The sequence below is a fragment of the Olsenella uli genome (assembly GCF_016899935.1).
In the GTDB taxonomy this organism is placed as follows: domain Bacteria; phylum Actinomycetota; class Coriobacteriia; order Coriobacteriales; family Atopobiaceae; genus Thermophilibacter; species Thermophilibacter uli_B.
In genome coordinates, this window is sequence record NZ_JACJJK010000001.1 from 259,683 (window position 1) to 279,610 (window position 19,928).

Here is a 19,928-nt window from a genome sequence, read left to right on the forward strand (position 1 = left end):
TCCTTCTCGCCCGCCGCGTGCGCCCTTTTGCCAGAAATCCCGAGTTGCGCGCTCCTCTCGCCGCGCGCTCCTCGGGATTCGCGGTCATCCGGACAAAAGTCCCGAGTTACGCACGCCTCAGGTACACGTATGGCGCGCGCTACTCGGAATTTCCGGCGCCACGTCGCGGCGGCTCGTCCCCCAGCAGCACACGGCGGCACTCGCGGACGCAGAGCGCGCAGAAGAGGCCGAGAAGGGCGAGCGTGCCCAGGAGCGAGAGTGCCGCGATGGCGAGAAACGCCTCGTCGGGCACGCCGCGTGCGAGCTGGCGCACCAGGGCGAGCCCCACGAGGCCATGCGCCGCCGCCATCGCTGCGGGCAGCGCGAACGACGCCAGGACCTGGTCGCGCACCGCGGCGCGGAGCGACCGGCGGTCGGCGCCAAGCTCGGCGAGGGTGGCGTAGGCGCGCCGGCCGTCTACGGCCTGGGCGAGCTGCTGGAGGGCGAGCACGGCGCCCGCCGCCACGAGGAAGGCCTCGCCGTAGAAGATGCCCACGTAGCCGATCGGCGCGAGGCTCGCCTCCGCAGGCGCGCCCGCATCCGGCACGCCCGCCGCGCGCTGCCCCACCGAGAACGCGAGCCCCGCGCAGATCATGCAGACCGCGCAGGCCATGAGCACGCAGGTGCACGAGAGCGCCTGGCAGGTAGAGGAGACGCGGGCCTCCAGCTGGCGCAGCGTGAACGCGCGGAGGCCGTCCCAGTAGCGCGCGCTGCGGCGCACGCGGGCGGGCAGCCAGGTGGCCGCCACGCGGAAGACGAGCGAGGTCGCCACGTAGGCGGCCCAGCCCATCGGCAGGATGGCCAGCACAAAGAGCCCGGGCATCACCGCGCAGCTGCCCCACACCACGGCGAGCAGGACCACGGCCAGCGCGAGCTGCGCGCGCGTGGCGGGGCGGCCGGCGAGGGCCAGGCGCTCCGGCGCGCGGTCGCGGCAGACGAGCTCCACGAGCGGGCGGCGCAGCACGTAGGCGACGGAGAGCGCCACGGCAAGCCCCTCGATCGCGGCGAACCAGCCGCAGGTATCGAGCGCCGCCGCCGGCGAGAAGGACCACGCGAGCCGCCACGGCACGCCAAAGACGAAGGCCGCCACTCCGCCGAACGCGGGCGAGGCCAGCGCGCCGAGGGCCACGCCGCAGGCGAGCGCCGCCACGCCGGCGAGCGCGCCCTCGGCCACGAGGACCGCCGCGATGGCCGGCGCGCGCATCCCCAGGAGCGCGTAGAGGCCAAACTCCCGCGAGCGGCGCCGCACGATGAAGCGGCTCGCGTACGCCACGAGCACGGCAAAGACCAGCACCACAAAGACCGAGAAGGCACCCGTGACGTCGCGCGCCTTGTGGATGACGGCCAGCTGGTCGGCGGTGAGGGGCATCGCCAGCAGGTAGTCTCCCGAGGCGTTGAACGCATAGAGCAGACAGGTGGCGAACGCGAGCGTGACCAGGTAGACCGCGTAGTCCCGGGCGCTGCGGAAGACGTTTCCGATCGCGAGGCGGACGGTGAGCGGCATGGGCGGGCTCCCTTCGTGCGTGGGCGGACGACGCCATGGTCCTTCTCGCCGGGCGGCCGCGCCATCGACCGGGCTTATCGCCAGCTAAGGCTTTCGCAAGGGAGCGCGGGCCGGCGCGCTACAATGCGGCGCATGGCGAGAAGAACCACAACCAGGACCCTCCTTGCGGGCGGCACGCCCGACCTCCCCGTGAAGGTCGAGCGCAAGCGCGTGCGACGGCTCAACCTGCGCGTGCGCGCGGACGGCTCGGCGCACCTCTCCGTCCCGGAGCGCTGCACGCTCGCCGAGGCGCAGCGCTTCCTGGACGCGCACGAGGCGTGGCTCCGCGCCCACGTGCGGCGCCGAGAGGAACGCGCCGCAGCCCAGGAGCCCGATGACGGCCTCGTCCCGCTCTGGGGCCGCCTGGCTCCGTTGCCCGAGGGCACCGCCCCGGACGAGCTCTGGCGCGCCGAGCTGGCCGCACGCCTGCCCGAGGTCGCCGCCCGCATGGAGGCGGCGCTCGGCGTGCGGGCCGCCGGCTGGCAGCTGCGCAACATGTCCACGCGCTGGGGCTCGTGCACGCCCCGGACCGCCCGCATCCGCATCAACGTGCGCCTCGCCGCCTACCCGCCCACCTGCCTGGACTACGTCGTGGCCCACGAGCTCGCGCACCTGCTGGAGCCCAGCCACAACGAGCGGTTCCACGTCCTTCTCGCCCGCGCGTACCCGGACGAGGCCGGCGCCCGGGCCCTGCTGCGCCACTCTGCGCGCGAGCTCGCCGCCTCCGAATCGACGCCAATTCGTAACACGCACGAAACAGTCACCGAGTAAGCTGCCCCCAATCGTCTCCGAAAGGAAGGCAGTCAATGTCCCGTCTCGCGCACATCGATCTTCTCGACGCCCAGCAGCTCGCTGGCGCTCGCGCGTGGTGGTGGACAAGGACGACCCCCTTCTCGGACTGACGAGGCCACTCGCGCATACATAAAGGGCCCTCGGACTCAGTTCCGGGGGCCCTTTTCTTGTGCGCCGCGACGCAAGCAACCACGAAAGGAGCGCGTCATGACCGACCCCACCGCAACCGCCACCGCCCCCTACCGCACCTACCTGAGCGAGCAGCAGATTCCCACGGCCTGGTACAACCTGCGCGCCGACATGCCCGAGAAGCCCGAGCCCATGCGCCTGCCCAACGGGGCCATCGCCACGCACGCCGACCTCGCCCCCGTCTTTGCCGACGCCCTCATCGACCAGGAGCTCGACGACGACACCCGCTACTTCGAGATTCCGGCGCCCGTGCTGGAGATGTACAAGGTCTACCGCCCGAGCCCGCTCTGCCGCGCCTACAACCTGGAGCGCGCCCTGGACACGCCCGCGCACATCTACTACAAGTTCGAGGGCAACAACACGAGCGGCTCGCACAAGCTCAACTCCGCGCTCGCGCAGGCCTACTACGCTGCGGCGCAGGGCCTCTCCACCATCACCACCGAGACGGGCGCCGGCCAGTGGGGCACCGCGCTTGCCGAGGCCGCCGCGCACTACGGGCTTGACCTCGACGTCTTCATGGTCAAGTGCTCATACGAGCAGAAGCCGTTCCGTCGCAACATCATGGAGACCTTCGGCGCCTCGGTGACGCCCTCGCCGAGCGCCACGACCGAGGTCGGCCGCCGCATCCTGGCCGACCACCCCGACTCCACGGGATCTCTCGGCACCGCGATCTCCGAGGCCGTGGAGCGCGCCCTTCACGTGCCGGAGAACCGAGGCCGCTACCAGCTGGGCAGCGTCCTCAACCAGGTGGTGCTGCACCAGAGCATCATCGGCCTCGAGAGCTACGAGGCCCTGCGCGAGCTCGGAGAGTACCCGGACGTCGTGATCGGCTGCGCGGGCGGCGGCTCCAACCTCGGCGGCCTCATCGCGCCCTTCATGCGCGACACGCTCACCGGCAAGCGCCCCGACACGCGCTTCATCGCCGTGGAGCCCGCGAGCTGCCCCTCGCTCACGCGCGGCCGCTACGCCTACGACTTCGCGGACACCGGCCAGACCTGCCCGCTCTGCAAGATGTACACGCTCGGCAACGGCTTCATCCCGAGCCCCGACCACGCGGGGGGACTCCGCTACCACGGCATGAGCCCGATCGTGTCCAAGCTCAAACATGACGGCTACCTAGACGCCGTCGCCGTGCGCCAGACCGAGGTCTTCGAGGCGGGCGAGAAGTTCGCCAAGCTGGAGACCATCCTGCCCGCGCCCGAGAGCGCGCACGCCATCCTCGTGGCTATGCGCGAGGCCGAGAGGTGCCGCGAGACCGGCGAGGCCAAGACGATTCTCTTTGGCCTCACGGGCACCGGCTACTTCGACATGGTGGCCTACGACAAGTACAACCGCGGCGAGATGAGCGACCACGTCCCCACCGACGAGGAGCTCGAGGCCGGATTCGCCACGATTCCGCACGTCCCGGGCATCCAGTAGCGCTGTGGTTGCCTAAAAGGGGTCAGACCCCTTTTAGGCAACGGCGGGCGGACGTTCTTCTCGCCCGGGCGCCGCCCCCGTGCCGAATCGGACGCACATTTCCCCTCTATCGGGCACAGGCGGAAACGACAACGACGGGGCGCGGACAAACGTCCCCGCCCCGTCGTCGCGTGTTGTGCGGAACGACCTACTGACCGCAGTTCTTACGGCCGAGCTCGGACCACTCCGGCTCCTCGTCGGGCAGCGACCCCGCCGCCTTGCCGAAGAGCTCCTTCAGGCAGTTGTAGGCCACGATGAGGCCGAGCACCATGAGCAGGATCGCAAAGACGAGCTGCAGGCCCTTGGTGGCCGCGACCGAGATGAGCGTGGGGTCGGTCGCCGAGGTGGGCATCACGCCGAACACGCCGTAGGCCTGGATGGCCGCGACGCAGCCCATCGTGCTCTGCACGAGCGAGGTGAACGTGCACACGAGCAGGAAGGCCACGGGCACGTAGAGCATCCAGCCCTTGCGGCCGGTGCACTTGCAGAAGACCGCGAGCATGATCATCGTCATGCCGCCGAGCAGCTGGTTGGACGCGCCGAAGAGGGCCCAGATGTTGTTGTAGCCGCCGAAGGCGAGGGCGAGGCCCAGCGCCAGCGTGAGCACGGTGGCGACCCAGGTGTTGGACGCGACCTTGACCACGCCGGTGGCGTCGGCGCCGGCCTCCTCGGCCGCGTCGTTGGTCTTGGCGAAGAACTCCTGGAACGAGAGGCGGCCGATGCGGGCCACAGCATCGACCGAGGTGAGCGCGAGCGCGGAGACGCACATGGTCATGAAGACGTTCGCGAGCGTGGCGTCCACGCCGAAGGTGGTCATGCCGCCGGCGACGCCCTGCGAGAAGACCTGGAAGGGCGTGCCCTCGATCTTGCCGAACGTGATGGCGGCCACCACGATGGCGAGCACGCCCACGAAGGACTCGGCGACCATGGCGCCGTAGCCGACGGGCAGCGCGTCGGTCTCCTTCTCGACCTGCTTGGAGGAGGTGTTGGTGGAGACGAGGCTGTGGAAGCCGGAGAGCGCGCCACACGCCACGGAGACGAACAGCAGCGGGAAGACGTAGCTGCCGGCGTCCGCGAGCGCGCCGAGGTCGGCGATCATCGGCGCGTTCATCTGCGCCTGGCCGTTGACGCCGAGCACGACGATGCCCACCACGGCGCACGCGATCATGACGATCATCATGATGGAGGTGAGGTAGTCGCGCGGCTGCTTGAGGGTCTGGATGGGCATGGCGGCGGCAAAGAGCAGGTAGACCGTGATGACGGCGAACCAGCCGAGCTTGTTCAGGTACAGCGGGATCTGCATGCCCACGGCAAACATCAGCACGAAGAGCACCACGGCCAGGACGAGCTCCTTCCACCCGGAGAGTCCGAAGCGGCGGTTGATCCAGCCGAAGGCGATGGCCACGAAGGTGAACAGGATCGAGATCGTGCCCGCAGCGCCGCCGAAGTAGGAGGCGGCGACGTCGACGGAGCCGTCGGCGGCGTAGGTCGCCTGGAAGGTGTTGGCCACCATGTCGACGAAGGCGGCGATCACGATGATCGTGAAGAGCCAGCTGAAGAGCAGGAACAGGCGCCGCCCGGTGCGACCGATGTACTTCTCGATGAGCTGGGCGAGCGACTTGCCGTTGTTCTTCATGGACGCGTAGAGCGCGCCGAAGTCGTGCACGGCGCCAAAGAAGATGCCGCCCACGAGCACCCACAGCAGCACCGGCAGCCAGCCGAACATCATGGCCTGGATGGTGCCCGTGACGGGGCCGGCGCCGCAGATGGAGCTGAACTGGTGCGAGAACACGGTGAAGCGCGACGCGGGCGAGAAGTTCTTCCCGTCCTCCATGCGGCGCGCCGGCGTGAGGGCGTCAGGGTCGATCCCCCACGACTTGGCCAGCCAGCGGCCGTAGACCAGGTACCCGGCGACCAGGACCACGGCCGCGACGAGCACGATGACGATTCCGTTCATGTTTCCCTCCCTTGAATCGTTGGAGCGCTGTCCATGGTGCGCCTTCCGGCTTCACGATTCCGTCATAGTCGCCTACCGCTAACCGCCATGAAACATACCGTTCACAGGAGCCGCGTGACGGAACCGTCACAAGATCGTGTCCGGGGCGCCTCGTATACTCGTGACAGGACCCGAGGGAAGGACGGAAGGCCATGCTGCGCATCCTGCTCGCCGAGGACGACCCGCTGATCGTCGAGGGGCTCTCCGAGTTGCTCGCCGGCGAGGGCTACGTCGTGGTCTCCTCCCCCACCCAGGCCGGCGCTGTGGAGCTGGCCTGCGCGCCGGGCGCCGACATCGCGCTCGCGCTCGTGGACCTGACGCTCGCCGAGGGCAGCGGCTTTGCCGTCTGCAACGCCATCAAGCACGTGACGCCCGAGGTCCCGGTGATCTTTCTCACCGCCGCCGACGACGAGCTCTCCACCGTGACGGGCCTCGGCCTCGGCGCGGACGACTACATCGCCAAGCCGTTCCGCCCGCGCGAGCTCGTGGCCCGCGTGCAGGCCGCCCTGCGCCGCGCGCGCCCGGAGCGCTCCGTGGCGCGCCTCGGCCCCGTGACCATCGACCTCGACCGCGCCCGCGCCGAGAAGGACGGCCGCGAGGTGCCGCTCTCGGCCCTGGAGTACCGCCTGCTCCTGCTTTTTGCCAAGAACGCGGGCAAGGTCGTCACCCGTGACATGATCCGCGACGCCCTCTGGGACGACGCAGGCGCCTACGTGGAGGAGAACACGCTCTCGGTCTACATCAAGCGCCTGCGCGACAAGCTCGAGGACGACCCGGCCGACCCGCGCCTGATCGTCACCGTGCGCGGCCTGGGCTACCGGGCCGAGGGCTAGACGGGGCGGGCGAGAAGGACATGCTGCTGAGAAACCCCGAGGTACGTCGTCTGGTCGTCGCGTTTCTCGCCGTGGGCGGGGCGGGCGCGGCGGCGTCGTGGGCCCTCGCGGGGCCGGAGGCGGCCGCCGTGTGCGCCGCGTGCGCCGCGGTCCTTCTCGCCGTCACGCTGGCGGCCACGCGCAGGCGCTACCGGGCCATCGCGCGCATGGCCGCGCAGGTGGACGCCGCGCTGCACGGCGAGCGCGACGTGAGCTTCGAGCGGATGCGCGAGGGCGAGCTCGCGATCCTGGCCTCCGAGCTGGACAAGATGCGCAGCCGCCTGACCCTTGCCAACGAGGACCTGGAGCGCGAGAGAAACGCGCTCGCCGACGCGCTCGCCGACATATCGCACCAGCTCAAAACGCCGCTCACGAGCCTCTCGCTCATGACGGCGCTCGCGCGCGGCGCGCTCGTGGCGGACGGCGGGCACCCGGGCGAGGTCGAGCGCCTGCGCACGATGGAGCGGCTCGAGGACCGCGTGGAATGGCTCGTCTCGTCCCTGCTCAAGCTCGCGCGCATCGACGCGGGCGTGGTGAGCTTCGCGCGCGGGCGCGTCGACGGCGAGGAGCTCGTCGAGCGCGCCACCGAGCCGCTCGCCGTGGCCTTTGACCTCGCGGGCGTGGAGCTCGTGCGCGAGGTCGAGCCGGACTCCGGCTTTGTGGGCGACCTCGCCTGGACGGCCGAGGCGCTCGAGAACGTGCTCAAGAACTGCCTGGAGCACACGCCGGCGGGCGGGAGCGTGAGCGTGCGGGCGAGCGAGGACGCGCTCGCCTTCCGCGTGCGCGTGGAGGACACCGGCCCCGGCATCGCCCCCGAGGACCTGCCGCACGTCTTCGAGCGCTTCTATCGGGGCGGGGACGCCGGGTCGGAGGTCGACCCCGGCGGCGTGGGCATCGGGCTCGCGCTGGCGAGGAGCCTCGTCTGCGCGCAGGGCGGCTCCATCCGCGCGGGCCGCGCGGCCGACGGAGGCGCGGCGTTCGACCTCGTCTTCTTCAGGGCGACCGTGTGACGGATCAGTCACCCGCGCGTCACGCGGGCGCAGGCCGCCTCCCCCACCATAGAATCGTCAGCAGGGACAAGGAGGCGGCATGGACATTCTGCGCATAGAGCACCTGACCAAGACCTACGGCAGCGGCGACACCGCCGTGCGCGCGCTCGACGACGTGAGCTTCTCGGTGGCGTCCGGCGAGTTTCTGGCCATCATCGGCAGCTCGGGCTCGGGCAAGTCGACGCTTCTGCACATGATCGGCGGCGTGGACCGGCCCACGTCCGGCACGGTGTTTCTGAACGGCGAGAACGTCTTCGAGCGCACCGACGAGCAGCTCGCCGTGTTCCGTCGGCGCGAGGTGGGCCTGGTCTACCAGTTCTACAACCTCGTGCCGGTGCTGGACGTGGTGGAGAACATGTGCCTGCCCGTGCTCATGGACGGCCGCGCGGTGAACGAGAGGCGCCTCACGGGCCTCATCCGCACGCTCGGCCTCGAGGGACGCGAGCACCACCTGCCCAACCAGCTCTCCGGCGGCCAGCAGCAGCGCGTGGCCATCGGGCGCGCCCTCATGAATGCGCCGGCCGTGGTGCTGGCGGACGAGCCCACCGGCAACCTCGACTCCAAGAACTCGGCCGAGATCATGGCCCTGCTGCGCCGCTCCAACCGCGAGCTCGGCCAGACGCTGATCGTGATTACGCACGACGAGGACATCGCGCTCTCGGCCGACCGCGTGATCGCGCTCGAGGACGGCCGCGTCGCCTCCGACACGAGGGCGAGGTAGCCATGGCCAAGCACTTCCGGAACGTGGAAAAGGGACTGTCCCTTTTCCACGTCAACGTCTTCACCCGATTCACGCTGCGCTCCCTGCGCGCGAACCGCGTGCGGACCATGGTCACGATCGTGGGCGTCGCGCTGGCGACGGGCCTGCTCATGGCCGTGCTCGCGAGCGTCACGAGCCTCCAGGCGGCGCTCGTGAACTACGTGCGCTCGACGGACGGCGTCTGGCAGGAGTCGTTCAGAACCACCGACGACGCCACGCTCGGCAACCTGCGCACGCTCGCCGGCGACCACCTGGACCGCCTCGCCACCCGCCGCGACCTGGGCGCCGCCGCGCTCTCGGCCGACAACGCCAGCTACGCGGGCACCTACCTCGGCCTCTACGACCTGCCCGTAGAGAGCGCGGACACACCGCGCGCCGCCGGCGACACGGACTACCCGGTCTACCCTGCGCCCGAGGTCGAGGAGGGCCGCCTGCCCGAGAAGAGCGGTGAGATCGCCCTTCCCGCCTACCTGCGCAGCGAGAAGCTCACCGCCGGCGCCTCGCAGGTGAGCGGCGTGGACGGCGGCGCCACCTCGGACGGCGAGCTCGCGCTCGGCAGCAAGGTGACGCTTGCGGCCGGCCGGCGCGTCTGGCTCGACGAGCCCGAGACGCCCATCGCCTCCGGACAGGCGTACAAGATTGACTACGGCTCCGGCACGGACGGGGGCGACGCTGCCGGCTCGGACGCCGAGAAGCCCCTCGAGACCCTGACCGACGTGGGCGCGCCGCGCACCTACACGGTGGTCGGCTTCGTGAACACGTCCTTCTCGGACGGCAGCGTGGCCTACGTCAACGGGGACGAGCCCGCAGCCACCGCCTCCGGTGACGTGGTGACGACCGCGTTCTTCTCGACCACCGGCTACGCCTCCAAGGACGAGCTCTCCGACCTCATGGAGCGCATCCTCGGCGTGGACGGCGACTGGGTCAGCAACGACGGCCTGCTCACGTACCAGGGGCTCGACACCGGTCGGCAGATGACCAGCTCGCTCCAGATGTTCGCCGTCGTGCTCGCTGCGGTGATCGTGGTGGCGGCCGTCTCGCTCATCTCCAACGCGTTCACGATCTCCATCTCCGAGCGCACGCGGCAGTTTGGCCTGCTCGCCTCGCTCGGGGCCTCGCGCCGGCAGCTCCGCCGCACGGTCTACACCGAGGCGGCCGTGATCGGTCTCCTCGGCATCCCGCTCGGCGTGGCGCTCGGCGTGGGCGGGGCGGCCGCGGCCTTTGCGCTCACGGCCGAGGGCTGGTCGATGATCGTGGGCAACGGCGTCACGGTGGGCCTCGTCCTGCGACCGACGGACTTCGTCCTCGCCGTGGCGCTCGGCGCGCTGGCGCTTCTGGTGAGCGCCCTCGTCCCGGCGCTGCGCGCGAGCCGCGTCTCGGCCGTGGACGCCATCCGGCAGGCCCAGGACGTGCGGCCGAGCAGACGCCTCCTGCGCGTGTTCCGGCGCCGCCGCGCCGCGATGGACGACTTCGCCGCGGACGGCCGGCGCCCGCGCGGCCTAGCGGCGCGCCTTGGCGGCATGCCGGCGTTTCTCGCCCGACGCACGCTCGCGGTCTCCGCGTCCAAGTCCCGCACGGCCGCCGTGGCGCTCGCGATCTCCGTGGCGCTGCTCGTGACGGCCGGGCTGGTCAGCGACTACCTGGAGAGCGTCACGAGCTACGTTGACTACGACGGCAGCGCGGATCTGGAGGTCTACGTCAACACCCCCGCGACCACGAGCGCGGTCGCCGCAGACGCCGGCGCCGACCTGGCCGACATCACGGCCGACATCGCGCAGGTGCCGGGCGTCACGGACGTGAGCGGCATGGTGCGCGCGTACGGCTCGGTGCACGTGGACCCCATGGACGTCAGGTGGGACGCGGTGGACACCTATGACGAGAGCGCCCCCTACGGCGTCTTCCAGCTGGACCGCCAGGGCTACGGCAACGCCAGCTTCTGGCTCCTGGACGACGCCACGTGGCGCGCGTTCGCTGCGGACCAGGGCCTCACCGGCGACGCGGCGGACCCCACGCACCTGGGCTGCGTAGCCTTCAACGCCACGAACGCCAACAACGGCAGGACCTACGGCACGGTGGCGCCCCTCACCGGGGACGCCACGACGATCGACGTGCTGGTCCAGCCAGACGCCCTCGCGGACAACCAGTGGCTCGGCATGAGCGCTGACGGGACCTACGGACTGATCACCACGGACGAGCAGACCTACGAGGACACGTCCTTCTCGCCTGCCGACGAGCTGGGGCTGGACACCGTGAGCGTGCCCGTGACCGCCTACACGGACGACCTCGGCGCGCACTTTCCCGTGGGCAACCTCATGGTGGCGGACTCGAGCAGCCTCAACTTCGTGATGCCGACGAGCGCCGTGGTGGGAAGCAACCTCGCGAACGAGCTGCGCAACTCGCTCACCCAGTTCTACGCGAGCTTTGCCGAGGGCGCAGACGAGGACGCCGTGGTGGAGGGCATCCAGGAGCGGCTCGGCGGGCGTGACGACGTCAGCAGCGTGCAGGTCACGAACCTTGTCGAGATGCTGCGCCAGTACAACGCGACGACCTTCACCGTGAACGTCTTCCTCTACTGCTTCATCGCGATCACGATGGCGATCGCCGTAGCCAACGTCTTCAACACCATCGCCTCCGGGCTCATGCTGCGCACGCGCGAGTTTGCGACGCTGCAATCCGTGGGCATGGGGCGGCGCAGCTTCCGCCGGATGATCTTCCTCGAGTGCGCGGACTTCGCGTGCAAGGGCCTGGTAGGCGGCGTGGCGCTGGCGGCTCTCGTCAACCTGGGGTTCTTCTCGGCGCTCTCCAGCTCCATCTCCACGCTCGCCTTTGAGATGCCATGGGGCCACGTGGCGCTGGCCTTTGCCGTGGTGGTCGCCGTGCTGGCGGCGAGCGCGGCCTACGCCCTCCACAAGACGCACGCGATGAACCTCGTGGAGGCGCTGCGGGCGGACGCGCTGTAGGCGGCGCGGCCTCGGCCTGCGGCGACTCGCGGGCCGGGGCCGTTTGCATGAGGCGAGAAGAACGAGGGGCCGCCGCTACCCCAGGATCGCGGCGGGGAGCTCGGCCAGGCCGTCGAGCACCGCGGCGCACAGGGCGGTCACGTCAGGGTCGGCCTCTGCCCACTCCGGGACCAGGTAGGTGACCATCCCCGCCGCGAGAGCCGCACGCGCACCGTTCATCGAGTCCTCCACCGCCGCGCACGCCTCGGGCGCGACGACCAGACGGCGCGCCGCCTCCAGATAGATGTCCGGCGCGGGCTTGGAACGCTCGATCTCGTCGCCGAAGGTCATGGCCGAGAAGAACGGCGTCATGCCGAAGCGGTCCATCTCCTTCTGGGCGTGCGCGCGCTCCGTGGTCGTGGCGAGGGCGAGCGTGACGCCCGCCTCGGCGAGCGCCCGCAGCGCCTCGAGCGCGCCCTCACGCGGCGCGAGGATCTCGTCCTCGAGCGCGAAGAAGAGCTCGCGCTGGTGAGCGAAGAGGCGGTCGGTGAGGCGCTCGTCGCCGAACTCCTCGTTGATCATCGCGCGCGCGTTGGGGATGCTGCAGCCCACGAAGGCGTTCCAGATGCGCCCCGGGACGTCGAGCCCCAGATCGGCCGCCGCGCGACGCCACGCCGTCTGGCTCACCCGCTCCGTGTCGATGAGCGTGCCGTCCATGTCAAAGATCACTGCCTGGGGCGTGGGCATCAGCGTCCTCTCCGTCGCGCCGTCCGTTCCGACGCCGCATTGTATACGAAAGCGCCCCTCTCGCCGCGCGGAACGGACGAGAGGGGCGTCACCCGGGTCGCTCCCCTACTGTTGCGGACGGGCCGGCGGGACGCTCGCGTCGCGCCCGGCGGCGCCGGCGGCGAGCATCTGCTCGAACATGCCCGCCGTCTGCGTGAAGTCGCTCGGCAGCACGACCGTCGCGGCCTTGCCCGTCTTGGCGAACTCGCCCATCATCTCGGTCCACTGCGTGAACATGAAGAGCTGGTTGGCCTCGGCGGCCGAGACGCCCGTCTCCTGGATCGTGGCGAGCGAGTCGGAGATGCCGGCGGCGATGGCCTTGCGCTGGTTGGCGATGCCCTCGCCGGACTTCTCCATGGCCTCGGCCTCGGCCTGTGCCTCGGTCACGCGGCGGATGCGGTCGGCCTCGGCGAGGTCCTGCGCCGCGGCCTTGGTGCGCTGGGCGGCGTTGATCTGGTTCATGGAGTCCTCGACCTCGGCCGGCAGCGCGATCTTGGTGATGAGCGTGGAGACGAGCGTGAAGCCATAGGCGGCCATCTGCTCGGACACGGTGGCGTTGACGTCCTTGGCGATGTCGTCCTTCTTGGCGAAGACCTCGTCCAGCGTGTAGACGGGGATCGACGAGCGCAGCGCGTCGGTGATGAAGTCGCGCATCTGCGCCACGGGCTGCTGCAGCATGTAGTAGCTCTTGTAGACGCCGGACTGCTGCGGCATGGCGCCCGTCTCGTAGCTCACGTGGTACTGCGCGGAGATCTCGAGGCCGATGGTGACGTTGTCCTCGGTCTTGACGTCGATGTTGAAGCCGTTCTTCATGGTGCGCAGGGAGACCGTCGCGGCCTTGCGGTCCACGAACGGGATCTTGGCGTGGAAGCCCGCGCCCACGATGCGGTAGAACTTGCCCAGCCGCTCGATGATGACGGCGTGCTGCTGCTTGACCACGTAGAACAGGTTGCCGGTGACGATGCCCACGATCACGAAGACCACGACCAGGGCGACGAGAAAACCGAGAAGACCCTCAAACATATGCGCTCCCTAGAACGGCTTACGTTCCCCTAGCATACCCATCCACCGTGACGACAATATACTGGGAAGGGCAAAAGGCCGTAAGAAGGGGGTCAGCATGCCACGCTTCACGTTCTCGGACCGGGACGACGCCCAGGTGGACCCCTTCAGCGCCGGCGACCCGGTCATGCCCGGTGACGAGCTGACGTGGACGGGCGACGAGGGCCACGATGGCGTCGGGGGCGGCGAGGAGCCCGACTACGCCCCGCACGGCGAGCCGGGCGGCGAGCCCCACAAGCGGGACGACAACTACCGGGCGCCCACCACGCGCGCTCACGGCTACGATGCGCCGTCGACCGAGGGCACACCCGCTCGCAGGGGCGTCCGACACCCGATGCACAGGCGCCGCCGCGGCTGCGGGTGCGCGGCCCTGATCGTCAGCATGGTCCTCGTCGTCATCGCCCTCGGCGGGGCGTTCGTTGAGTGGGTCGCGACCGAGGGGACGAGCCTCTCGGACAGCATCAACGAATTCCTGGACGGCGACGGCGTCACCTTCGACGACTACGTCTCCGACGGCGACACCGACTGGCGTGACACCGCCGACGAGCTCGACCGGGCGGCGGGCGAGGCCGTCGAGCGGCGGCTGGACGAGCTTCTCGCCGACCCTGCCGCCGGGCCCCTGCACGACCGCGTCGCCGCCTACCTCGACGAGGAGCTCCAGTTCTGGGAGGGCCGCACGGCCGCCGAGCTCGGTATCGACGCCGACGCTTGGGCGACGTGGGCGCTCACGGACACCACCTACGAGCTCAGCAGCGTCTACGCCTACGACGACGGAACGGGCTCGGCCTACTTCGACACCGAGGCGCGCGACCTCTCTGGCATCATCAGCGAGGCGGACACGGAGCTCTCCAGCTATCTCGGCGAGCGCGGCCTCATCGTCCGGGACGGCGAGGAGCCGGCCCCGCTGAGCGAGGAGCAGCGCGCGGAGGTCGCCACCCTCTGGCAGGACGCCTGCGAGCGGGCCGCCGGGTCCCCGCATGACTCGTTCGTCAGCGTCGAGCTCACGCGCATTGACGGCGTCTGGACCGTCGACGAGGAGTCGCTCGACGAGGCCTTCCGGAGCGCGCTCTACCTCCTCTAGCGCCGACGAGGCCAAACGCAGTTTCTGCGAGAACGCGCGCGTCGCGGCGCGCGGCCCGGTCGCGCGGGCTACCATGTTCCGGCCGGAAACGGATTGGGACGGGAGGCGACATGACGCGCGACGGCACGGGACGCTACTCACTGATGACGGCGATCTGCCTCATCATGGGCATCTGCATCGGCTCGGGCATCTTCTTCAAGTCCGACAACGTGCTCGTGGCCTCCGGCGGCAGCGTGGGCGCCGGGGTGGCCATGTTCTGCCTCGCCGCCACCTACATCGTCTTCGGCGGCCTCTGCCTCTCGCTCTTCGCCGCGCGCGAGGGCGGCGCCGGCGGGCTCGTGGCCTACGCGGAGCGCTTCGTCTCGCCGCGCTTCGCCCGGCTCATCGGCTGGCACTTCGCCTTCCTCTACCTGCCGTCCATCTCCGCAGTGATCTTCTGGGTCGCCGGCGTCTACGCGTGCATGGTGCTCGGCCTGCCCGGCACCCTCGCCAACCAGATGGGTATCGGCCTCGCGCTCATGCTCGCCTGCTCGCTCGCCAACGCGCTCGCGCCGCGCGCCTCGGGCTGGACGCAGAACGCCCTCACCGTGGTCAAGGTCGCGCCGCTCGTCGTCGTGGGGCTGGTCGGGCTCGTCGCCGTGCTCGCCGGTCGCGCCCAGACGGGCGCCGTCGCGGCGGGCGCCACGGACGGCGCGGGCGGCGGGCTCGCCTGGCTCGGCGCCGCCGCGCCGGTCGCCTTCTCCTTCGACGGCTGGCCCGCCGCGACCTCCATCGCCCCGGAGCTGCGCCGCGCCCGGCGCAACCTCCCGATTGCCCTCGTCGCGGCCCCGCTCGCCATCCTCGCCCTCTACCTCGCCTACTTCGTGGGTCTCTCCGTCACGCTCGGCCCCGCCACGGTCATGGGGGCGGGCGACGCGAGCCTCTCGCTGCTCTTCTCGCGCCTCTTCGGCGAGCGGGCGGCCGCCTGGCCCAACCTCGTCGCGCTGCTCGCCGTCCTCGGGACCGGCAATGGACTCGTCCTCTCGCTGCAGCGACTCCCCCGCGCGCTCGGGGAGCGCGGCGACGTGCCCGGCCGCGCGGGCGCCTGGCTCCGCCGCGAGAGCCCGCGCTCGGGCCGCCCCGTCAACAGCGCCCTCGCGGCCACCGGCTGCATGCTCGCGTGGAGCGCCATCCACGCGCTCGCGCAGGCCGGCGGCCTCGTCCCCAACGGCGACGTCTCCGAGGTCAGCGTCTGCCTCACGATGCTGCTCATGCTCCCCTTCTTCGCCGGCGCGTGGCGCCTGCGCGGCGAGGGCGGGGCGGGCGCGCTGCGCGGCCGCGTGGCCCCCGTGCTCGCGACCGCATGCTGCCTGGTCGTGGGCCTCTCGGGGCTCGCCGAGCCGGCGCGCGCGGCGCTGGCCGCCCTGGAGCTCGGCGTTCTTCTCGCCCTGCTCCTCGTGAATAGGGACGGGCGCGACGGGGAACAAAAGAGTGGCTGACGATTCCGGAGGTTCGAGAGACCCATGCAGGACACATCCAACGAGAGCACGGCCCCTGAGCGGGGCATTCACGCGGGCATCTTCGAGGTGGGGCACGCTTCGCACGAGCTCGTCCCCGCCGCCGACGGCCCCGCGCCGATCGAGGGGCGCCTGCGCAAGGCGCCGCTGCGCGTACCGGACAACTACGAGGCGTGCAGCGGCTTCACGCTCTTTGGTCGGCGCATCAGGACGCTCCTCTACTCCACCGACGTCGCCGCGATCCGCAACTCCAACGCGGACGCGATCTTTGCCGTCTACCCGTTCACGGCGCAGCCCGCCATCACGCAAGCCCTGCTCACGGTGGCCGAGGCCCCGCTCTTCGTGGGCGTGGGCGGCGGCACCACCACCGGGCGGCGCGCCGCCGAACTCGCCGCCGTCTCGGAGATGCAGGGCGCGGCGGGCGTGGTCCTGAACTCCCCCGCCACGCCGGAGATGGTCGCGCAGGTGGCCTCCACCGTGGACATCCCCGTGATCGCCACGATCACGCGCTTTGACAACGGGGCGGTCGAGAAGATCCAGTCCGGCGCGCGCATCATCAACGTGGCGGCCGGGCGGCGCACGCCCGAGGTCATCGCGGCGCTGCGGGCCGCCTTCCCCGCGCTGCCGATCATCGCCACCGGTGGCCGCGACGACGACACCGCGGCGGCCACCGTCGCCGCCGGCGCCAACGCGCTCATCTGGGCGCCGCCGAGCGTCGTGGAGCTCCAGCGCGACATGATGGTCCGCTACCGCGAGAAGGCCGAGGCCGCCGCGGGGGCCGCCGGCGACGAGGCGCCCGCCGCCGCGGGCGTGCCCGTGCCCGACATCACCGACATGCCGGTGGCCGACGTGCCGAACGGTGTGGTGGAGAGCGTCTCGCCCGAGGTCGAGAAGGCCGAGCAGATCGGCGACGAGGACTTCGTGAGCCCCTACCGCGGGCTCCTCCCGCGCCTGCCGCTCTTCGGCCGCAAGCGCGGGTAGCACGTTCTTCTCGCCCGCGCGCAATACGCGTTTTCCAACGTTTCTGGCCCCGATTCTGTTGGTTTTCGCGTATTCCCAATTGGCAGTACGCGATTTCCAACGTTTTGGGGCCCCATTTCGTTGGGAATCGCGTATTGCTGGCTCGCACCTACCGTCGCAGCAGCACGCTCCAGTCCGGCAGCGTCGTCGGACCTGCGGGCGCGAGCGGTGAGCCCAGACGCGGCACGCCGTAGAGCTCGAGCTTGCTGACGAGCTCGCTCACCCCGGCGGCCTCCTCGTAGGTGAAGCGCAGGACGGAGACGTCGTAGGCGGTGATGAGCCCCTCGCGCTTCCGTTGGTCGAGAAGAACCTGCTGCGGCGTGCGTCCTCGCGTCATCGTGGGGTCGAGCAGCTTGCGCAGGCCGTCGCACTCGCCCACAATCACGCGGCCGTCGGCGCGCACCCAGACGAAGTCCACGCGAAACGTCCGTCCCGGGTGCAGCGGGTCGGGCACCTCCACCTGCTGGGCCGGCAGCAGATAGCCCTCCTCGATCATCACGGCCCGCGCGATCGACTCGCCGCCGCTCTCGGCGAGCCCGGTGGCGCGAGCGAACGTCGACAGGGCTGACTTGACGCCGCGACAGGAGCCAATCAGGTGGTAGGCGTATTCGACGAAGTCGCGCCACGCAACGCCACGCGCACCCATCGCCCAGTCCGCGACCACCATGCCCTCGCGGAAGCTCATCCACCGCAGGCTGTCGAGGGTCGTGCGGAGAGGCGGCGTGACGCGCAGGCCGCGCGCCTCAATCGGCCTCTCCCGGGCGTCATCCGCGTTGAGCGCGAGCCGATGATGCGTCATGAGTGCCGTCGGGGCGGAGACGGACCCGCTCTCGAGCATCACGTGAAGCGGGCGCTGCCAGGCATAGGGCACCTCGCAGCCGAGCGCGAGCGCCGCGGAGGGACCGCAGAAGACCCAGTTTGGGTGGGCGCGCTGCAGGGAGCGCATAATGGCGAGCGTCTGGGCGGAATAGCCGAGCGCCTCCCACCACGCACGGCGCGCATAGAGCCCATGCGCGGGCGAGACGAGCTCCCCGTCCTCGTTCGCGCGGCGGGCGCACGCCGCCCGGATGCGCTCCGTCTCCGGCCTCATGCACGCGCCGCGCGCCTCCGCCTCCGCAAACAGCTCGCCCAGCTCCCGGTCGACCTTCTCGCTCATGGCGCCTCCCCTCGTGGGAGGCATTCTGGCACGGACGGCATGTCGGCGCGGGGAAGGCGCTTGCGCAAAATGTTTATCGTTTCGATATTTTTTGCAATATGGCCGATAAGAGCAAGGTTCTCTTGCACGGAGCTACCTGTCAGATACGTGCAACACGCTTACGGAAACCAAAAATCGGCGAACGGTACCGACGTCCCGGCAAACAATCATGGACGAGTTTTCAGGTGAGCGGGGCCAAACGCGCGCAGAGCGTGCATAATGGACGGAACGCCAACACCACACGAGAGGGGCAGGCACATGATCGAGCTCGAGGACCGCATCCGCAAAGACGGCATCGTGCGCGAGGGCAACGTCCTCAAGGTCGACAACTTCCTCAACCATCAGTGCGACGTGGCGCTCTACGACCACATGGGCGCCGAGTGGGCGCGCCTCTTTGCCGGCAAGCGGATCGACAAGATCCTCACGATCGAGGCCTCCGGCATCGGCATCGCGTGCGTGGCGGCGACCCACTTCGGCGGCGTGCCCGTGGTCTTTGCTCGCAAGACCGAGTCCAAGAACCTCGACGGCGAGCAGTACCGCACCAACATCAGGAGTTACACCAAGGGCCGCGAGTACCAGGTCATCGTTGCCAAGCGCTTCCTCACGCGCGGCGAGCACGTGCTGATCATCGACGACTTCATGGCCATGGGCTGCGCGATGAACGGCCTGCTGGAGATCTGCGACGAGGCGGGCGTCATCGTGGAGGGCATCGGCATCGCCATCGAGAAGGGCTTCCAGCCGGGCGGCGACGGGCTGCGGAAGCGCGGCTACCAGGTGGAGTCGCTCGCCATCGTGAAGTCGATGGACGCGGAGACCGGAAAGATCGAGTTCGCGTAGGGCTGCGGCGGGGCGTTCTTCTCGCCCTGTCGCAATACGCAACAGCCAACGTTTTGGGGCCATATTCCGTAGGAAATCGCGTATTTGTAGTTGGCGATACGCGATTGCCAACGTTTTGGGCCGCACTTCCGTCGGAAAGCGCGTATTGAGTGCTCGGGCGGCGGAAAAACTCCGTTGACATATGAACGTATGCTCATATAATCATATGCACACGCAAACGAGAGGAGCGCGCATGCCCGAGGAGCCCACCCCCACCGAGATGCCCGACGAGGAGCTGCTCTACGACCTCGCGGACCTGTTCAAGGTGTTCAGCGACACCACCCGCATCAAGATCCTCTACGCCCTCATGGGCCGCGAGCTCTGCGTGGCGGACATCGCCGAGGAGACCGGCTCCACGCAGAGCGCGGTCTCCCACCAGCTGCGCACGCTCAAGCAGGCGCGCCTGGTGCGCTTCCAGCGCGACGGCCGCAACGTGCTCTACTCGCTCGCCGACGACCACGTTTACACCATGCTCAGCCAGGGCATGTCCCACATCTGCGAGTAAGGAGACGCGATGAGAAAGTCATTCAGGCTCGACGAGATTGACTGCGCCGTCTGCGCGGGCAAGCTCGAGGACGCCATCGCCAGGCTCGACGGCGTGGAGGCCGTCTCCGTGAACTTCCTGACCCAGAAGCTCACGCTCACCGCTGCGGACGACCGCTTCGACGACGTGCTGGCGCGCGTGGTCGACCTCGCCGCGCGCGTCGAGCCCGACTGCGAGATCGTCTGCTAATTGGGGACAGTCCCCAATTAGCAGAAACCTTTTATGTGAAAT

17 protein-coding genes are annotated in these 19,928 nt (G+C 70.0%); 12 read left to right on the forward strand and 5 right to left on the reverse strand.

The window, feature by feature from the left end; all coding sequences use genetic code 11:
- Positions 1–139 precede the first annotated feature (139 nt).
- On the reverse strand, positions 140–1,543 hold the full coding sequence (locus tag H6A07_RS01175; RefSeq protein ID WP_204812520.1) for an FtsX-like permease family protein: 1,404 nt from the start codon (positions 1,541–1,543) through the stop codon (positions 140–142).
- A 132-nt stretch (positions 1,544–1,675) separates the two neighbouring features.
- Here H6A07_RS01175 and H6A07_RS01180 point away from each other — a divergent pair, with 132 nt between their 5' ends.
- Together H6A07_RS01180 and H6A07_RS01185 are read left to right on the forward strand one after the other, a co-directional pair.
- Complete coding sequence (locus tag H6A07_RS01180) at positions 1,676–2,353, forward strand: M48 family metallopeptidase (RefSeq protein ID WP_204812522.1); 678 nt, start codon at positions 1,676–1,678, stop codon at positions 2,351–2,353.
- A gap of 228 nt (positions 2,354–2,581) precedes the next feature.
- On the forward strand, positions 2,582–3,982 hold the full coding sequence (locus H6A07_RS01185) for a TrpB-like pyridoxal phosphate-dependent enzyme (protein ID WP_204812524.1): 1,401 nt from the start codon (positions 2,582–2,584) through the stop codon (positions 3,980–3,982).
- A 187-nt stretch (positions 3,983–4,169) separates the two neighbouring features.
- Here H6A07_RS01185 and H6A07_RS01190 read toward each other — a convergent pair whose 3' ends face one another.
- A complete protein-coding gene (locus H6A07_RS01190; RefSeq protein ID WP_204812526.1) occupies positions 4,170–5,978 on the reverse strand; it encodes a carbon starvation CstA family protein in 1,809 nt (602 codons plus the stop codon).
- A gap of 191 nt (positions 5,979–6,169) precedes the next feature.
- Between H6A07_RS01190 and H6A07_RS01195 the strand changes: the two genes are divergently transcribed.
- From H6A07_RS01195 to H6A07_RS01210, 4 genes are all read left to right on the forward strand, one after another.
- Positions 6,170–6,850: a response regulator transcription factor gene (locus H6A07_RS01195; RefSeq protein ID WP_204812528.1), complete on the forward strand. Its 681-nt coding sequence runs from the start codon at positions 6,170–6,172 to the stop codon at positions 6,848–6,850.
- 20 nt (positions 6,851–6,870) lie between these two features.
- A complete protein-coding gene (locus H6A07_RS01200) occupies positions 6,871–7,899 on the forward strand; it encodes a sensor histidine kinase (protein WP_239470954.1) in 1,029 nt (342 codons plus the stop codon).
- A gap of 79 nt (positions 7,900–7,978) precedes the next feature.
- Positions 7,979–8,659, forward strand: a complete 681-nt coding sequence (locus tag H6A07_RS01205; RefSeq protein ID WP_204812530.1) for an ABC transporter ATP-binding protein — start codon at positions 7,979–7,981, stop codon at positions 8,657–8,659.
- A gap of 2 nt (positions 8,660–8,661) precedes the next feature.
- Positions 8,662–11,658, forward strand: a complete 2,997-nt coding sequence (locus H6A07_RS01210; RefSeq protein WP_204812533.1) for an ABC transporter permease — start codon at positions 8,662–8,664, stop codon at positions 11,656–11,658.
- Positions 11,659–11,733: 75 nt separating this feature from the next.
- Here H6A07_RS01210 and H6A07_RS01215 read toward each other — a convergent pair whose 3' ends face one another.
- Together H6A07_RS01215 and H6A07_RS01220 are read right to left on the reverse strand one after the other, a co-directional pair.
- On the reverse strand, positions 11,734–12,384 hold the full coding sequence (locus tag H6A07_RS01215) for an HAD family hydrolase (RefSeq protein WP_204812535.1): 651 nt from the start codon (positions 12,382–12,384) through the stop codon (positions 11,734–11,736).
- A gap of 105 nt (positions 12,385–12,489) precedes the next feature.
- Complete coding sequence (locus H6A07_RS01220) at positions 12,490–13,446, reverse strand: SPFH domain-containing protein (protein ID WP_204812537.1); 957 nt, start codon at positions 13,444–13,446, stop codon at positions 12,490–12,492.
- 97 nt (positions 13,447–13,543) lie between these two features.
- Between H6A07_RS01220 and H6A07_RS01225 the strand changes: the two genes are divergently transcribed.
- The 3 genes from H6A07_RS01225 to H6A07_RS01235 all read left to right on the forward strand — a co-directional run bounded on the left by H6A07_RS01225 (position 13,544) and on the right by H6A07_RS01235 (position 17,043).
- Positions 13,544–14,566 (forward strand): hypothetical protein, encoded by a 1,023-nt coding sequence (locus H6A07_RS01225; RefSeq protein ID WP_204812539.1) that lies wholly within the window; start codon positions 13,544–13,546, stop codon positions 14,564–14,566.
- Positions 14,567–14,676: 110 nt separating this feature from the next.
- A complete protein-coding gene (locus H6A07_RS01230; RefSeq protein WP_204812541.1) occupies positions 14,677–16,044 on the forward strand; it encodes an APC family permease in 1,368 nt (455 codons plus the stop codon).
- A gap of 24 nt (positions 16,045–16,068) precedes the next feature.
- Entirely contained in the window at positions 16,069–17,043 is a 975-nt protein-coding gene (locus H6A07_RS01235; protein ID WP_239470955.1) for a hypothetical protein, read from the forward strand.
- A gap of 148 nt (positions 17,044–17,191) precedes the next feature.
- On the opposite strand, the gene H6A07_RS01240 is transcribed toward H6A07_RS01235, so the two are convergent.
- Positions 17,192–18,238, reverse strand: coding sequence for a hypothetical protein (locus H6A07_RS01240; RefSeq protein ID WP_204812548.1), 1,047 nt, complete (start codon positions 18,236–18,238; stop codon positions 17,192–17,194).
- Between the two features lie 297 nt (positions 18,239–18,535).
- Between H6A07_RS01240 and H6A07_RS01245 the strand changes: the two genes are divergently transcribed.
- The 3 genes from H6A07_RS01245 to H6A07_RS01255 all read left to right on the forward strand — a co-directional run bounded on the left by H6A07_RS01245 (position 18,536) and on the right by H6A07_RS01255 (position 19,886).
- Positions 18,536–19,114, forward strand: coding sequence for a xanthine phosphoribosyltransferase (locus tag H6A07_RS01245; protein WP_204812549.1), 579 nt, complete (start codon positions 18,536–18,538; stop codon positions 19,112–19,114).
- Positions 19,115–19,346: 232 nt separating this feature from the next.
- Entirely contained in the window at positions 19,347–19,658 is a 312-nt protein-coding gene (locus H6A07_RS01250) for an ArsR/SmtB family transcription factor (RefSeq protein ID WP_239470956.1), read from the forward strand.
- 9 nt (positions 19,659–19,667) lie between these two features.
- Complete coding sequence (locus H6A07_RS01255; RefSeq protein ID WP_204812551.1) at positions 19,668–19,886, forward strand: cation transporter; 219 nt, start codon at positions 19,668–19,670, stop codon at positions 19,884–19,886.
- The last annotated feature ends 42 nt before the right edge of the window (positions 19,887–19,928 follow it).

Coding starts and splice junctions, on each gene's coding strand:
- H6A07_RS01175 (WP_204812520.1), bottom strand. CDS start 1,543: ATGCCGCTCACCGTCCGCCTCGCGATCGGAAACGTCTTCCGCAGCGCC.
- H6A07_RS01180 (WP_204812522.1), top strand. CDS start 1,676: ATGGCGAGAAGAACCACAACCAGGACCCTCCTTGCGGGCGGCACGCCC.
- H6A07_RS01185 (WP_204812524.1), top strand. CDS start 2,582: ATGACCGACCCCACCGCAACCGCCACCGCCCCCTACCGCACCTACCTG.
- H6A07_RS01190 (WP_204812526.1), bottom strand. CDS start 5,978: ATGAACGGAATCGTCATCGTGCTCGTCGCGGCCGTGGTCCTGGTCGCC.
- H6A07_RS01195 (WP_204812528.1), top strand. CDS start 6,170: ATGCTGCGCATCCTGCTCGCCGAGGACGACCCGCTGATCGTCGAGGGG.
- H6A07_RS01200 (WP_239470954.1), top strand. CDS start 6,871: ATGCTGCTGAGAAACCCCGAGGTACGTCGTCTGGTCGTCGCGTTTCTC.
- H6A07_RS01205 (WP_204812530.1), top strand. CDS start 7,979: ATGGACATTCTGCGCATAGAGCACCTGACCAAGACCTACGGCAGCGGC.
- H6A07_RS01210 (WP_204812533.1), top strand. CDS start 8,662: ATGGCCAAGCACTTCCGGAACGTGGAAAAGGGACTGTCCCTTTTCCAC.
- H6A07_RS01215 (WP_204812535.1), bottom strand. CDS start 12,384: ATGCCCACGCCCCAGGCAGTGATCTTTGACATGGACGGCACGCTCATC.
- H6A07_RS01220 (WP_204812537.1), bottom strand. CDS start 13,446: ATGTTTGAGGGTCTTCTCGGTTTTCTCGTCGCCCTGGTCGTGGTCTTC.
- H6A07_RS01225 (WP_204812539.1), top strand. CDS start 13,544: ATGCCACGCTTCACGTTCTCGGACCGGGACGACGCCCAGGTGGACCCC.
- H6A07_RS01230 (WP_204812541.1), top strand. CDS start 14,677: ATGACGCGCGACGGCACGGGACGCTACTCACTGATGACGGCGATCTGC.
- H6A07_RS01235 (WP_239470955.1), top strand. CDS start 16,069: ATGCAGGACACATCCAACGAGAGCACGGCCCCTGAGCGGGGCATTCAC.
- H6A07_RS01240 (WP_204812548.1), bottom strand. CDS start 18,238: ATGAGCGAGAAGGTCGACCGGGAGCTGGGCGAGCTGTTTGCGGAGGCG.
- H6A07_RS01245 (WP_204812549.1), top strand. CDS start 18,536: ATGATCGAGCTCGAGGACCGCATCCGCAAAGACGGCATCGTGCGCGAG.
- H6A07_RS01250 (WP_239470956.1), top strand. CDS start 19,347: ATGCCCGAGGAGCCCACCCCCACCGAGATGCCCGACGAGGAGCTGCTC.
- H6A07_RS01255 (WP_204812551.1), top strand. CDS start 19,668: ATGAGAAAGTCATTCAGGCTCGACGAGATTGACTGCGCCGTCTGCGCG.